The organism is Synergistaceae bacterium (assembly GCA_021372895.1).
Classification (GTDB): domain Bacteria; phylum Synergistota; class Synergistia; order Synergistales; family Synergistaceae; genus JAJFTP01.
In genome coordinates this window covers 1-13773 of record JAJFTP010000058.1, presented here as the reverse complement: position 1 = coordinate 13773, position 13773 = coordinate 1, and the positions used below count along the sequence as shown (strand labels likewise).

Below are 13773 nucleotides of genomic sequence, written 5' to 3'. Positions count from 1 at the left end.
CCAAAGTAGTGAGCGTGATCATCCCTAAAAAACTGGCCGGAGATATCCGTGCCATCAAGGTGGTGTGCTAGCCATGACAGAAAAAGCAAACATTATCTGCCGCTGCGAGGAAATAGAGATAGACGAGATCCGCGAGTGGATCAGCCGCGGCTACGATACTTTCGATGAACTCAAAAGAGAGCTCCGCGTCGGGATGGGACCGTGCCAGGGAAGAGGGTGCCGCGACATAATACTTCGCGAACTATCTAAGGCTACCGGCAAACCTATAGCAGAACTTTTACCCGGAGTTATCAGGCCTCCGGTAAAACCGATAAAAGCCAGACTTCTGGCCGAGAATGATCAGGAGGCAGAATAACATGACGATAAAGACTGCTGATGTAATTATCGTAGGTGGGGGCGTACATGGGGCGTCTACCGCATACCAGCTTGCAAAAGCAGGTATAAATGTAGTGCTTTTTGAAAAGGAATATCTTGGATCAGGTGGTTCAGGCCGTAGTGCTGCGGGCCTTCGTCAGCATTTTGGGACAGAAACGAACCTTCTCATGGCGAAATACAACCTGCAGGTATTTCCGACACTTGAGCAGGAACTTGATACGGGCATGGATCTCGAGTTTACGCAGTGGGGTTATATGTGGGTCGCATACACGGAAGAATGTCTGGATCAGCTAAAGAAGAACGTGGCGCTGCAGAAAAGTCTGGATATACCGTCGGTTATTATGGATACCGACGAGATCAATGCACGCTGGCCCTATCTCTGCCTTGACGGTATTATCGGGGCAGCCTTCTGCGGGGAAGACGGACATATCAACCCTCAGACACTGACTCTGTCCTACGGCCACGCTGCACGCCGATATGGTGCGGTTGTCAAAACATATTGTCCGGTCACCAAGCTTCTGGCCGAGAACGGAAGGATAAAGGGAGTGGTGACAGAGAACGGAGAGGAGTGGCATGCACCGAAGATCCTTCTTTCCGCAGGTCCTTGGTCTACTCCCCTTGCCGCAACTGTGGGTGTCGAACTCCCCGTTTATCCTGAGCGTCATAACCTGCTCATCACGGAGCCTGTCGAGCCTTTTGACTGCCCGATGGTTCTATGCCTTGACGATGGAGCATATTTCAAACAGTGTCCGAACGGTACCTTTATGTTCGGACGCGACGACCAGGATGAACCGCATACAACAGAGACGGCAAACAGCGCGAAGTTTCTCGAAGGGGTTACAAAAAGCGTTCTCAAGAGGATACCGGTCCTCAGCGGCGTCAGAGTTGTACGCCAATGGTCAGGTCCTTATGATAATACGCCGGATCACAACGCCATCATAGACTGGACTCCTGTGGAGGGACTCCTGGTAAACTGCGGCTGGAGCGGGCACGGACTTCAGTTTGGACCATCGGGCGGACGCGTCTGCAAAGAACTCCTTATGGGAGAGGACCCGTTTGTCGATCTTCACCGTTTCCGCCTTTCGAGGTTTGAAGAGAACGATCTTTTCTTTGAGCCTGCGTTCATCTGATACATACTGAAGATAATCAGAGACAGAGAGGGTGATATATCTGGGATCTTCTCTGTCTCCGGACATAAATGGATCAGTGGTTCCTGTCTGAACTTGACATTTGTGTGTAATCTGGTATAAGGCTTGTTATGAGAGAGAAAATGATGCTTAAATGCAAACGGACATCCATTAGTAATATTTATACAGTGTTGTTTGTCATAGCAGTGCTTCTGACTACGGTATCCTGTGCCTGTCCAGCGGTCCGTTTTGGTGTATCGGCTGGTTTTAAGCAGGATACCTACCCGTCTTCTGTCTTTTATCTTGATGATCCACAGCATCCGGTCGGCATATTTGAGTCAGTAACAGACAGCATTCCACCTGAGGCGGAGGGTAAAGATATACCCGCCGTTGTCCGTGAATATGAACAAATCATGGATTACTCAGGAATACTCGCACAAAGAATAAGACCGAAGGCGTCGCGATTTGTTTCTGAACAGATGTCTGCTTTGCCGTGTCCGCGTCTTTTAACATTGGAGACCGTCGGAGAATCTCTTTCAGATGGTCGGCATATCTCAAATCTTTCTTCAGCGATTTATGTCAAGGCTACACATAAACGAGAATAATCTTTCCATATCGTTTCTTTAACCTCATTATATAACTCTATATTTTTTAAAAGCTCGTAAAAGAGCCCTATATGTGCTGTCCGCTTGACTGTAGCCTAAACAGTCCGCTTCTGCTTTGCCTGATTGGAAATTTATTGCAGGCTGAAATAATGTTGTGTGTTTTTACATGTCCAAATTTTAGGGAGGTTGTCAGTATGCCGGTTAATGTCTCGATGAGTTCATTTTTCGCCGGACCAGTGGGAGCACTCGTCATGTCAATGATTGCAATGAGTATTGTATTTCTCGTGATTATAGGATTGATGTTTGTAATGATTGTCACACACAAAATAGCTGAAGCTGCAGAAAAAACTAAAGCAAAAAAAACGCCGTCGGCAGGAGGCAGGTAAAGTGGAACTGTATATTACAGCGCTTAAGGGTGTAATTGATCAGTCTGGATTTGTAGCTCTTACTCAGGGCAACCTTGTGATGCTGCTGGTTGCCCTTGCCCTTCTCTATCTGGCGATAGCAAAGGGTTTTGAACCTTTGCTTCTTCTGCCTATAGCATTTGGATGTCTTCTGGTAAACCTTCCTCTCTCAGGGATTGTTGACGAAGGCGGTTTCTTTTACTTCGTAAAATTTGGAATAGACCATGAGATATATCCGATTATCATCTTCATGGGAATAGGAGCCCTTACAGATTTTGGTCCCCTGCTTTCCAATCCCATCACCTTTCTGCTGGGTGCGGCAGCGCAGCTGGGGGTTTTTATTGCTGTGATAGGAGCTATGGTTATGGGTTTCACTATAAAAGAAGCTGCCGGAATAGGGATAATCGGCGGAGCAGATGGCCCCACTGCTATATACCTTTGTTCAAAACTTGCCAAGCATATACTTCCTGCTGTTGCTGTAGCGGCGTACAGCTATATGTCGCTTGTTCCGCTTATTCAGCCTCCTGTAATAAAGCTGCTGACTACAAAAAAAGACCGTTCTATAAAGATGGAGCAGCTTCGCCCTGTTTCACACAGAGAGAGAATACTTTTTTCGCTTGTATCTACGGTTGCCTGCGGACTTATACTTCCTCCGGCAGTTCCTCTCATAGGTATGCTGATGTTTGGAAACCTGCTGCGTGAATGTGGATGTACAGAACGTTTGAGCCAGGCTGCACAGAATGAGGTGCTGAACGCTACGACAATTTTCCTTGGAATATCAGTTGGTGCCACGATGAATGCAGACTCTTTTCTAAGGGTAGAGACGATAAAAATTATATGCCTTGGGCTTATTGCGTTTATAACAAGCACCGCAGGAGGGGTAATTTTAGGACAGGTTATGAAAGTCTGTACCAAGGGTAAAATCAATCCGGTTATTGGAGCGGCAGGCGTCTCTGCTGTGCCGATGGCGGCAAGGGTCTGCCAGAAGGTGGTTCAGAAGGAATTTCCAGGCTCGTATATCCTTATGCATGCTATGGGGCCCAATGTCGCCGGTGTTGTCGGGACAGCTGTAGCTGCCGGTGCGATGCTTACACTTCTGACTAAGTAGTAATCTAAAGAAGGTTTGGAAAGGGGAGTCCGAAATGCGGTTTTTCGAGACGGCTTTCTGGCTGCTATTATGTAACTTTCTGTGTCCTTTTATCAATTTACATGCAGACACGGAAATCCTGACGAGGTAGAACAACATTCTGGATTTGAGCGGATGAAATACGCGCCTTAGCGTCAGGACTGATATCTGCTATTTTATAAGATACTTCGTAGAATGGTGAAAGCTGAGTACCGCAAGAAAATCAGAAATAACTGTTTTAGTTTATCGATCTTACATATGGGGGCGGATTACGCAAATGCATTAAGTTCTTTGCGCCAGTCCGCCACTTTCTGATCTTACAGGTAAATGGTTATATTTTGATGCATATAGTTTAATGGGCTTGCAATATACGGTTGCTGCACGTATATTTAACTTAAGTGTTATTTGCCCTTTGGAGGGGAAAAGAATGCATGAAAAAGGGATAGAGGCATTTCTTGCAGTGGCCATGTCAAGGACGCTGAGTAAGGCAGCCGGGCTGCTGAACGTCACACAGTCAACTATCAGCTATAACCTCAGAGAACTTGAAACCGAGATGGGCATGATTCTTGTCGATCGCCAGAAGGGCATGAAATCAATACGCCTTACCCCGGCAGGAGAGAGCTTCCTGCCTCTTGCCCTTAAGTGGCAGGAAGTCAGCACGGAAATCTCCAATACAAGAACCCCCGGATCGGCCTATTCGCTTGCCATCGGTGGTTCAGAAAGTGTAAACTGCAGGCTTTTGCCTGATGTCTATCGAGATTTACTTGATCACACCCCGCCGGTATACCTCAGGATTTCGACCGACCCGTCCGATCAGATGTATCAGGCAGTTGAGAGCAGAGCAGTTGATGTTGCTATTGTACTCCATGAGGAGACGACCAAATATGTCCAGATGGAGCCATTTTATAGGGAAAGCCTTATAGTAGCCAGGATATTGGATGAAGGAGAGACGCCTGGTGGAGATATATGTCCTTCGTCGCTCATGCCTGAGCTGGAGTTCTACATAGAGTGGGGCAGCGGATATCGCCTCTGGCATGATCATATATGGGATCCTATGCGCTCTGTAAAGATGAGGCTCGATTCTGTCAATCTGGTTGCCGTAATTATGGTAAAGCCTGGACAGTGGTGTATGGTGCCGCGTACTGCAACTGAACATCTGAGTTTTTGGAATAAAAACATTGTATTCCAGGATATAGCTGAAACTCCGCCGGATCTTGTCTATTACAAGATTACCCACCGTCACCCAAAAGCCAGTGCGATCCCAGGGCTTATTATATTTGATGAAATTGCTAAAAAACATGGCTATGAAAAAATGTAGGAGGGGTTCTGTTGGATCTGGCACACTTTATTGATCACACGAACCTTAATCCGGACGCGAGAGAATATGACATTAGGAAGCTGTGCAGCGAGGCAGTTGATTGGGGATTTGCATCTGTATGCGTCAATCCGTGTTATGTGTCTCTTGCCGCTAAACTGCTCGCCGGTTCCGGAGCAAGAGTCTGCTGCGTCGTAGGGTTCCCTCTGGGTTCAAGCACTACGGAGTGCAAGGCATTTGAATCACGACTTGCAATGCAGAACGGAGCCATGGAAATAGACATGGTAATAAACTTATCATGGCTTAAGGATGGACTTTATGACAATGTGAAGGGAGATATTGCTGCGGTTGTGGGATCTGTTCCTGATTGTAAAGTCAAGGTCATTATAGAAACCTGCCTGCTGAATGAACATGAGAAATTAAAGGCATGCGGACTCATTAAAGAAGCAGGAGCCCATTTTGTAAAAACATCAACAGGTTTCTCGGCAGGAGGTGCCACAGTTGAAGATGTAACCTTGATACGGGCTGCTGTAGGATACGGGTTTGGTGTGAAGGCCTCAGGGGGGATAAGGGATTATGATGCGGCAAATGCAATGATCAGAGCAGGCGCAGACAGGCTTGGAACTTCACGGTCTGTATCTATTTGCAAGGATGCCAAATGCATTTAAGATAAAAACAGATCCTGATAAACATTGACTTTTTCTTGACAGATTTTATGTTATCAACGATTATTAGATACGGTGCGTTATTTTTTTTGTTTTTCAAATATGTAAAGGTTTTCATGAGGGGGAGGAATTATATTGAGTGAAACAGAATTAAATACAACGCCGATCCCGCAGGAGGCGAGTCAGGTAATAGATATAGAAGACCTCATGCGGAAGTATGATACAGAGGCCCGTTTCAGGGCGCTTACCGGCTGGCAGGGCAAACTGGTGATGATAATAGCAATAGCGATGTCATGTTTTCACTTTTATACGTCTGGGTTCGGTCTTCTTCTCGCGCAGAAACAGGGAGCTGTCCATCTGGCATTTACCCTTTGCCTGGTATTTCTTCTTTATCCTGCGACATCGAAACAGTCAAAAACTTCAGGGATCCCGTTCTATGATTTCATTCTTGCGGGGATCGGCATTGCTGCCGCAATGTATCTTGTGGTCTTCTTTAATGACCTTACAACGAGAGCAGGGCTGCCAACCCGGACAGACCTTATTATGGGGTTCCTGCTTATAGTATCTCTCCTTGAAGCGACGCGGAGGATCTCCAATCCAGTATTGCCGATCCTAGCCTGTATAGCGCTCCTGTACTGCTATTTCGGCCGCATGATGCCGGACATGATAGCTCATAGAGGGTTCTCTGTGGCGCGTATTGTCAACCATATGTACCTGGGCACGGAAGGGATTTTCGGGACACCGCTCGAAGTTTCATCAACATTTGTTTTTATGTTTATACTGTTCGGTTCTGTCCTTGAAAAGACGGGGCTTGGCAAGTTTATCATAGACCTCTCTATGGCGCTTGCGGGGTGGTCTACAGGTGGTCCCGCAAAGGTTGCAGTGGTAAGCTCCGGTCTTATGGGAACTGTCTCCGGCTCATCTGTTGCCAATGTCTGTACTACAGGCATGTTTACGATCCCGCTTATGAAAAGCGTCGGATATGAGCCGTACTTTGCAGGCGCCGTCGAAGCAGTTGCATCGACCGGCGGACAGATAATGCCCCCTGTAATGGGAGCAGGTGCGTTTATCATGGCACAGTTCCTCGGTGTTCCGTATATCCAGGTCGCGCTCGCTGCAGTTGTGCCTGCGCTTCTCTATTACTTTGCAGTTATGGTCCAGGTGCACTTTGAAGCTACACGCCTTGGACTCAAGGGCATTCCCTGGGCACAGCTTCCTCCGCTTTGGCCGCTCCTGAAATCCAAAGGATTCCTTCTGATACCGCTTATTGCGATCATTTACTTTCTGATTGCGGGTTACACGCCGCTCAGGGCCGCATTCAACGGTATCCTCGTCAGTTTTGTCCTTTCATGGATAAACAAGGAGACACGATTGACGCCCAAGCGCATACTTGAAGCGTTTGAAGCAGGAGCGCGCGGAGCAATAGGGGTCGCCTGCGCATGCGCCACTGTCGGAATGGTTGTAGGTATGGGCACGCTTACGGGACTTGCGCTGCGCATAGCAAATGCGATAGTCACACTTGCGGGCGGAAGCAAAATCCTTACTCTGTTCTTCACGATGATGGCAAGTATTATACTTGGCACAGGGCTCCCTACAACGGCTAACTTCATCGTCACCAGCACTATGGCGGCTCCGGCACTCTTCCAGCTCGGCGTTCCGCCAATGGCTGCGTATATGTTTGTCTTCTACTTTGGCATATCTGCTGACCTGACTCCACCGGTTGCTCTGGCGGCTTACGCAGGATCCGGGATAGCCGGATCAGACCCGATGAAAACGGGTGTTACTGCATTTAAACTTGCTCTTGCGGGATTTTTGATACCGTATGTTTACGTCTATAACCCGATGCTGCTGTTCATTGATGTACAGGCTATTCCAATGATACAGGCTATTTTTACTGCGTTAATGGGAGTTTTTCTGCTTGCAATGGCCACAATAGGATTCTTCAAGGCTCACATAGCATGGTATATGCGAATATTTGCTTTTGTCGGGGCTATTGGACTTTTGATCCCTGGAACCATGTCGGACCTCGGTGGGGTTGCGGTACTTGTGATTATTTATTTAATACAGACTGCTAAGTCGAAGAGGATGATCGCAGCAGGTATACCGCTGACAGTAGCTGCCAAAAGTGAAGCTGAAAAAGCTGCAAAGGATGCGGAAAACATAGTGCGATAAAGCAAAAACACTGATTTAAAGTTTATGTTTTATAGTAATATTTGAGCTATACGCGGGTCGACGGATCCGTTACCCGTGGTTCGGAACTATATAAAATCCAAGAGGAGGAATAAATAATGAAGAAAGTCGTCATCGTAACTATTGTAGCTATTCTCGCAGCACTCTCATTAACTGCCGTTGCATCAGCAGCAACGTATATGTCGGTTGCAACCGGCGGCACCACCGGTACCTACTATGCGGTAGGCGGAGCGCTTGCAAGCGCAGTTACCAAGGAAGGCAAGATCCAGTGCACAGCAGAGACAGGAAATGCATCTGTCGCAAATGTTAACCTTATTGCAACAAAAGGGATCGAAATTGCATTTGTACAGAATGATATCACTTACTGGGCAGTGAACGGACAACTTATGTTCGAGGGTAAGCCGATTAAGAACATCCGCGCCGTAGCTTCCCTCTATCCGGAGCATATCCAGGTTGTAACCGCTAAGGAGTCGGGCATTAATAAGATCAGTGACCTTAAGGGCAAGCGTGTCGGTGTCGGGGCGCCTGGTTCGGGTGTTGAAGGCGATGTTCAGGCAATTTTCAAGGTTGCCGGACTTACCTATGGAGATCTCAAGAAGGCTGACTTCCTTGATTTTGCAGCGACGGCAAGCCGCTTCAAGGACAACCAGATAGACGCCGGTTTTGTCGTTGCCGGTTATCCGACGGCAGCAATTATGGACCTTACAACAACGAAAGATGTCAATCTCCTCAGTTTTGACGCAGCATTCCTGAAGAAGCTCCATAAGGCATATCCGTTCTTTGTAGCCAGCAAGATCCCCGCAAAAACCTACAGGGGTATTGACAAGGATACAATGACACCGGCGGTCATGGCTATCCTTATCACCAACGACTCTGTTCCGGAAGAAGACATCTATAACTTCCTGACAGCAATGTTCAAGAATCTTGATGACATTGCGGCAGTTCATGCAAAGGGAAAAGAAATAACGCTGAAAGGCGCACTCAACGGTCTTACAGCCCCGCTTCATCCCGGCGCAGTGAAGTTTTACAAGGAGAAGGGGCTTATTAAGTAGAAAATTTTCCCCTTGATTCCTGAGGACAGCCAAATATCCAAAAAACAAGGTTTCGTCTTTAGACGAAACCCTGTTTTTTTGGGGGTATCATAGCTATGTTCTGCTGTGCGATAGAAAAATGGAAGAAAGCTTCTGTTATACTATAGTCAGTATGATCATAAAAGAGCAGAAGGTGGCCGGTAATGTTTGGATGGCTTTATTCAACGAAAGCATTTGCAGCGCTTGGAGCCAGAAACTTTCGCATCTTCATATTTGGCCAGACTGTCTCTCTTATAGGAACATGGATGCAGAGGCTTGCGATGAGTTGGCTTGTTCTGCGTCTGACAGGTTCTGCTGCCGGGCTTGGGCTTGTTGAGCTTTCAAATCAGGCGCCGATACTCGTAACCGGTTTTTTTGCAGGTTCCATCCTTGACCGGTATGACATGAAAAAGATTCTGATAGTGACTCAGTCGCTATGTATGGTTCAGGCACTTGCGCTTGCCTTTCTTGATTTTTCCGGCGTTATAAGGTACACACAAGTGCTGATGCTGAGTATCATGCTGGGTGTGATTGCTTCCATTGACATGCCGGCAAGGCAGTCATGCGTTCCGAGGATGCTCGATGATAAAAATCAGCTCAACAGCGCCCTTACAATAAATTCCGCAATTTTTAACTTAGCGCGTCTAATTGGGCCGGCACTTGCCGGTTTTGCGCTGCAGGCTGTTGGCGAGGCGACCTGTTTTCTCCTGAATGGCCTCTCTTTTATGACTGTCATTTACTCGCTTACGAAACTGAAAATAAAAAATATACCTGTCCCTGTGCGGCAGAACGGATGGACAAGTTTTAAGGAGGGGCTTGAGTATACAAGGAACTTTAAGGTCCTTGGCGGGATGTTGATGTTGTCCGCGGCGTTTTTCTTCCTGTCTAATCCATTTACCACTTTGCTCCCTTTTTTTGCAAGGAATATCTTTAATTCTGATGCATCGGCGCTGGGGCTCTTCCTTGGATCGGTTGGGCTGGGAGCGCTAATCGGCGTCATATATCAGGCCAGTTTTGTCCCGCTTGAGAAACTTCACAGGAGGGTTGCATTGAGTATGGCAGTATATGGGGTTGGCATTACTGCCTTCGCCTGTTCCCGCTCCATAAGTTTTTCATGTGCTTCGCTTACGTTGCTCGGTTTTGGCATGTCTACCGGGTCTGTCTGTTTTAATACCGTGATACAAAGTATCATAGATGAAGGTAAACGCGGCAGAGTCATGAGCCTTTATGCTATTTGCAATATCGGCATTGGGCCGCTTGGCTCATTAACATCAGGGATCCTTGCAGATTTAATAGGCGGTACTGCCGCCGGCCTGATATTCGGACTTTCTGCGATGGCACTCGCCTGCTATATGAAAAAGAACCTGAATAAGTTTGAAGCTCCCATTTTAAAGATTCTCAGGGAAAAGGGACTTGCTGATATTCTGTAGTATAATATAAAGATAAGTTTTTAAACTTCAGTTAGATAAGGGAGGGTTGTCCGGTGTTTTTTTCGTTGCTTATAACGACAGCCTCCGGGATAGCCCTTTTGATATTTGTTCTGATAATATCGCTTATATTCCTGGGTGCGGAGAATGTACCATTATTTGGAGGCGGACATAAATCTGAACCTAATATGCCTTCCCCTCTGGAGCATTTCCTGACAGGACGCTGTTCCGGCGCAGACTGCCCGCCGCCTTGTCTATATGCATCCTGTATCTGCCTGCTGCTTATATTTCTCTTTGTGCCTATGGGGTCGCTTCCGCAGTTTGTCTCGACCAGATGTGACATCTTTATTATCCTGATTCTCCTTACCGCAGCGCAGAGTTTATATATACGCGGGATGAAGCGTTTTTCCGCAGAGCTTTATCAGTCGCTTGACAAAAACGAGATAAACCTTCTTTTCAAATTCACCATGGCTATGATAGTGCTTGGCGGGACTTTTTCATGGTATTTGCTCAACAGGGGAGTGCCGGGCAATGTTTTCAGCCTGGACACGTTTGCGGCCATGCCGCTCTGGGGAGTTACCGGGCTGTGGGGAAAAGCAGGTTTATCCATGTTCTTTATCCTTCTTGCTTTAACATTGCCTGGAAGACGTGTACATAATGTAAATATCAATGATGGGAATATCCCGCTTCCCGAGATGTTCGACGCAATAAGACTGATAACATGTCCGGCCATGATCACGGCAATCTTCTTCCCCGTAAAACTTGGCCTCTCTGTCGGGTTGATTGGTCTGCCTATGTATGCGCTTGATTTTGTCTTGTTTTGGCTGGACGTTTTTTTAATGCAGATTGTAATACTTCCGCAGATACGCAATATTTATATTAACCTCAGACAATATATCCCGGAACGCTTTGAACCCTATATAGCCATATTGCTGGGTGTTTCCGGAGTTGTATTTATGATGCTTGACCTCTATTTGTAAGTTTGCCGGATGATACGAAAAAATCAGTCCCTTGTATTTTTATCAATTGCCGGAAGATCCATGGGTGCATTCTGCAGCTCTTTTGAACGGTAAATTTTTGCAAACATGAACGGGGCTTTTTTTACGCTTATGATAAGCCTCTCTCCGGGGAAAATATCGAAGAAGTTCCTTCTGCCGAAGGGTTCAAAGCAGACCTGATTAAGCCCAAGTTTCTTATTTCCTATTCTGTAATAATAGACAGACCATGACATGCGCCCGCCCTGATAGACCATCCATTCGTCAGTTTCTATGAATTTCCCGTGTTCCGGTTTGTCAAACGGCAGCCCTGCATTTGTAGAACGGACGCGCTCTTCCCACGTCCATAATTTCCCGCCCAGAACGCGGTACTCATCCTCAACAGGGGTCAGTTCTACCGAATGTATATATCTTGTGGTGAATTTATGTCCCAAGGCTGTAGGGGCAGAAAATATAATATTATGCCTGCTGTCGGAGATCTGGAAGATGTCCACCCTCCAGCCTGCTACGGCTATAAGGAAAAGTACGGGCAACAAAACAAGAGGAGTTACGATCATAGAAAGCCGTTTCATCTTAACATGCCTCCATATAATAGATTACGGCAAATACAGTAGCACCGATGATATATTATAGCAAACGCGATGACATTCTCTTGCTATGTTGCGCGTCATTCGTCATTCAAAATGTAGTATGATTATCTCATAATGATCACAAGGGGGTCTGTTTATGACAGATATGTTTGTTCCGGAGACGAAAAATCCCCCGGCGAAGGTAAAGGATATGGGAATTGTTGGCCTTGTGCTTGACGGAGCCGGAGTCTATAACGCAAAGAGCGGAGAAATAATCTTTCTGCCACGGGGCTGTGAGGTCTCAGGGCGCATTGTTGATAACCTGATGGACGCCCTTCTTGAAAAATGTGGAATTCAGCGGGTAGATTGCCGCGATCTGGAGGAAGCAGTTTATTCGCTGGCAGAGCGCTATGTGCGTGATCATAAAGAAAAGGTGCTCTCCTGGGCGCAGATTTCCGGTAGGGAACTGCTATTTTGCGGATGGGCTGCTACCGAAGAGGATGCAGTGAGAAAAGCGGAGGCGGCAGCATCTGCAATAAAGGATGCACTGTCCGAATGCCTTTCGCAGTTTTCACTGACAAGAGTTGTGTCGCCAAAGAAAAACATGGTAATATCCGGCCTGTGTATGACAAATAAAGGGTCTTTCAATTCAGTTGGAGGGGTAAAATGCTCGGTTTGCGGCAGGATTTTTCTCGCAGACTCAGTTTATATAAATAAAGAGGCTCCTGTAAATGCCGATGCTGAGGAGAGCGAGCTAAGAGACATATACACGCCCGGAGCCCATACGATACCTCTTCTTTGCAAACAGCTGGGGCTGCAGCCAAAGGATACGCTAAAGGCGATGCTTTACACAGTGGAATCTCCGGGTGGCGGAAAAGAACTGCTATTTGCTATGATACGCGGCGACAGGGACATAAGCATAACAAAGCTTTCTGCCTATGTGGAGACAAAATTTCCAGGCTCCGTTTTTCGTCGTGCAGAGGCTGACGAGATAGTTGCGGCGTTCGGAGAAGTTGCAGGTTTCTGCGGCCCTGTCGGTGTTCCTGAAAATGTAAATATGGTTGCAGACATGTCGCTAAAGGACGGCAAAAATTTTGTCGTAGGAGGTAACCGGCCTGACTATCACAGAACAGGGTGCTGCTGGGGGAGGGACTTTGAGCCGGAGGTCGCCGATTTGCTTCTATATCAGGAATCCGTTTTGTGTCCCGAATGCGGTGGCGAATTAAAAGAGGCCGAAGTGCGCAGAATATGTACGATAGAGGGCTATGATGCTGTCCTGAATGGCGCGACGGCGCTCACGTGCCGCGATAGGGAAGGGGTATCAGTCTGGCCGTATCGATGGAGAGGCGTTGTTTCTTTAGAATCTCTTCTGCTTTCGGTATATGAAAGAGGGAACAGGGATAAAATATAATAAATGACTTCCCAGACGGGAAGGAGGTAAAAATGTCTTTAACTCTTCTGACAGCAACAACTGGAAAAGTTTGGTCAAATACACAAAGGATCATTATAAAATTATCTGGTGTCTGCGCCGTTCCGGACTTATTGCCGGTGCATCGGTCATTTCCATAAAAGTAAACTAAGATTTTTAACTACAAATACAACACAGGGGGAATTGTCTTGATCAAAGAGAAAAGGGTACAGAAACTTACGGAAGAATTGAAGAGAAGGGGACTGGATGCCATATACCTTGGTCCTTCCGCTGACCTGGAGTATATCGGTGAGCTTGATACCCATCCTGACGAGAGAGTCCGTGGCCTTATGGTTGCTAAGGACGGCAGATGTTTCGCTATGACGCCTCTTCTGTACAGGGAAGAGATCATGAACGCGTTCGGCGATGTCCCGTTTTACGCGGAATGGGATGACCATGAGGGATTTACAGGAGCATTCAGGCTCGGCTGTGAGAAA

13 protein-coding genes are annotated in these 13773 nt (G+C 47.0%); 12 read left to right on the top strand and 1 reads right to left on the bottom strand.

From position 1 onward, the window contains the following. Positions 1-73 precede the first annotated feature (73 nt). The 10 genes from LLF78_05140 to LLF78_05095 all read left to right on the top strand — a co-directional run bounded on the left by LLF78_05140 (position 74) and on the right by LLF78_05095 (position 11284). Positions 74-355: a (2Fe-2S)-binding protein gene (locus LLF78_05140; protein MCE5201880.1), complete on the top strand. Its 282-nt coding sequence runs from the start codon at positions 74-76 to the stop codon at positions 353-355. Between the two features lies 1 nt (position 356). Further along, positions 357-1505 carry an FAD-binding oxidoreductase gene (locus tag LLF78_05135; protein ID MCE5201879.1) on the top strand — a complete coding sequence of 383 codons (1149 nt, stop codon included), beginning with the start codon at positions 357-359 and terminating at the stop codon, positions 1503-1505. Positions 1506-2301: 796 nt separating this feature from the next. Next, complete coding sequence (locus LLF78_05130) at positions 2302-2493, top strand: OadG family protein (protein ID MCE5201878.1); 192 nt, start codon at positions 2302-2304, stop codon at positions 2491-2493. Position 2494: 1 nt separating this feature from the next. Further along, positions 2495-3619, top strand: a complete 1125-nt coding sequence (locus LLF78_05125; protein MCE5201877.1) for a sodium ion-translocating decarboxylase subunit beta — start codon at positions 2495-2497, stop codon at positions 3617-3619. Positions 3620-4064: 445 nt separating this feature from the next. After that, a complete protein-coding gene (locus LLF78_05120) occupies positions 4065-4955 on the top strand; it encodes a LysR family transcriptional regulator (GenBank protein MCE5201876.1) in 891 nt (296 codons plus the stop codon). A gap of 8 nt (positions 4956-4963) precedes the next feature. After that, a complete protein-coding gene (deoC, locus tag LLF78_05115) occupies positions 4964-5620 on the top strand; it encodes a deoxyribose-phosphate aldolase (GenBank protein MCE5201875.1) in 657 nt (218 codons plus the stop codon). A gap of 204 nt (positions 5621-5824) precedes the next feature. After that, on the top strand, positions 5825-7789 hold the full coding sequence (locus LLF78_05110; GenBank protein MCE5201874.1) for a TRAP transporter permease: 1965 nt from the start codon (positions 5825-5827) through the stop codon (positions 7787-7789). Between the two features lie 116 nt (positions 7790-7905). Continuing rightward, positions 7906-8859: a TAXI family TRAP transporter solute-binding subunit gene (locus tag LLF78_05105; GenBank protein ID MCE5201873.1), complete on the top strand. Its 954-nt coding sequence runs from the start codon at positions 7906-7908 to the stop codon at positions 8857-8859. A gap of 182 nt (positions 8860-9041) precedes the next feature. Further along, positions 9042-10307, top strand: coding sequence for an MFS transporter (locus tag LLF78_05100; GenBank protein MCE5201872.1), 1266 nt, complete (start codon positions 9042-9044; stop codon positions 10305-10307). Positions 10308-10360: 53 nt separating this feature from the next. Next, positions 10361-11284 carry a hypothetical protein gene (locus LLF78_05095; protein ID MCE5201871.1) on the top strand — a complete coding sequence of 308 codons (924 nt, stop codon included), beginning with the start codon at positions 10361-10363 and terminating at the stop codon, positions 11282-11284. Between the two features lie 23 nt (positions 11285-11307). Here the strand turns inward: LLF78_05095 and LLF78_05090 are convergent, their stop codons facing one another. Continuing rightward, entirely contained in the window at positions 11308-11871 is a 564-nt protein-coding gene (locus LLF78_05090; GenBank protein MCE5201870.1) for a DUF1850 domain-containing protein, read from the bottom strand. A 154-nt stretch (positions 11872-12025) separates the two neighbouring features. On the opposite strand from LLF78_05090, the gene LLF78_05085 reads away from it, so the two are divergent. Together LLF78_05085 and LLF78_05080 are read left to right on the top strand one after the other, a co-directional pair. After that, positions 12026-13279, top strand: a complete 1254-nt coding sequence (locus LLF78_05085; protein ID MCE5201869.1) for a hypothetical protein — start codon at positions 12026-12028, stop codon at positions 13277-13279. A 206-nt stretch (positions 13280-13485) separates the two neighbouring features. After that, a partial coding sequence (locus LLF78_05080) for an aminopeptidase P family N-terminal domain-containing protein (protein MCE5201868.1) occupies positions 13486-13773 on the top strand: 288 nt, incomplete at its 3' end.

What these genes read in the sequence shown, in the direction of transcription:
- LLF78_05105 (MCE5201873.1), top strand. Translation starts at nt 7,906, where the DNA reads ATGAAGAAAGTCGTCATCGTAACTATTGTAGCTATTCTCGCAGCACTC.
- LLF78_05110 (MCE5201874.1), top strand. Translation starts at nt 5,825, where the DNA reads ATGCGGAAGTATGATACAGAGGCCCGTTTCAGGGCGCTTACCGGCTGG.
- LLF78_05130 (MCE5201878.1), top strand. Translation starts at nt 2,302, where the DNA reads ATGCCGGTTAATGTCTCGATGAGTTCATTTTTCGCCGGACCAGTGGGA.
- LLF78_05140 (MCE5201880.1), top strand. Translation starts at nt 74, where the DNA reads ATGACAGAAAAAGCAAACATTATCTGCCGCTGCGAGGAAATAGAGATA.
- LLF78_05090 (MCE5201870.1), bottom strand. Translation starts at nt 11,871, where the DNA reads ATGAAACGGCTTTCTATGATCGTAACTCCTCTTGTTTTGTTGCCCGTA.
- LLF78_05100 (MCE5201872.1), top strand. Translation starts at nt 9,042, where the DNA reads ATGTTTGGATGGCTTTATTCAACGAAAGCATTTGCAGCGCTTGGAGCC.
- LLF78_05135 (MCE5201879.1), top strand. Translation starts at nt 357, where the DNA reads ATGACGATAAAGACTGCTGATGTAATTATCGTAGGTGGGGGCGTACAT.
- LLF78_05120 (MCE5201876.1), top strand. Translation starts at nt 4,065, where the DNA reads ATGCATGAAAAAGGGATAGAGGCATTTCTTGCAGTGGCCATGTCAAGG.
- LLF78_05085 (MCE5201869.1), top strand. Translation starts at nt 12,026, where the DNA reads ATGACAGATATGTTTGTTCCGGAGACGAAAAATCCCCCGGCGAAGGTA.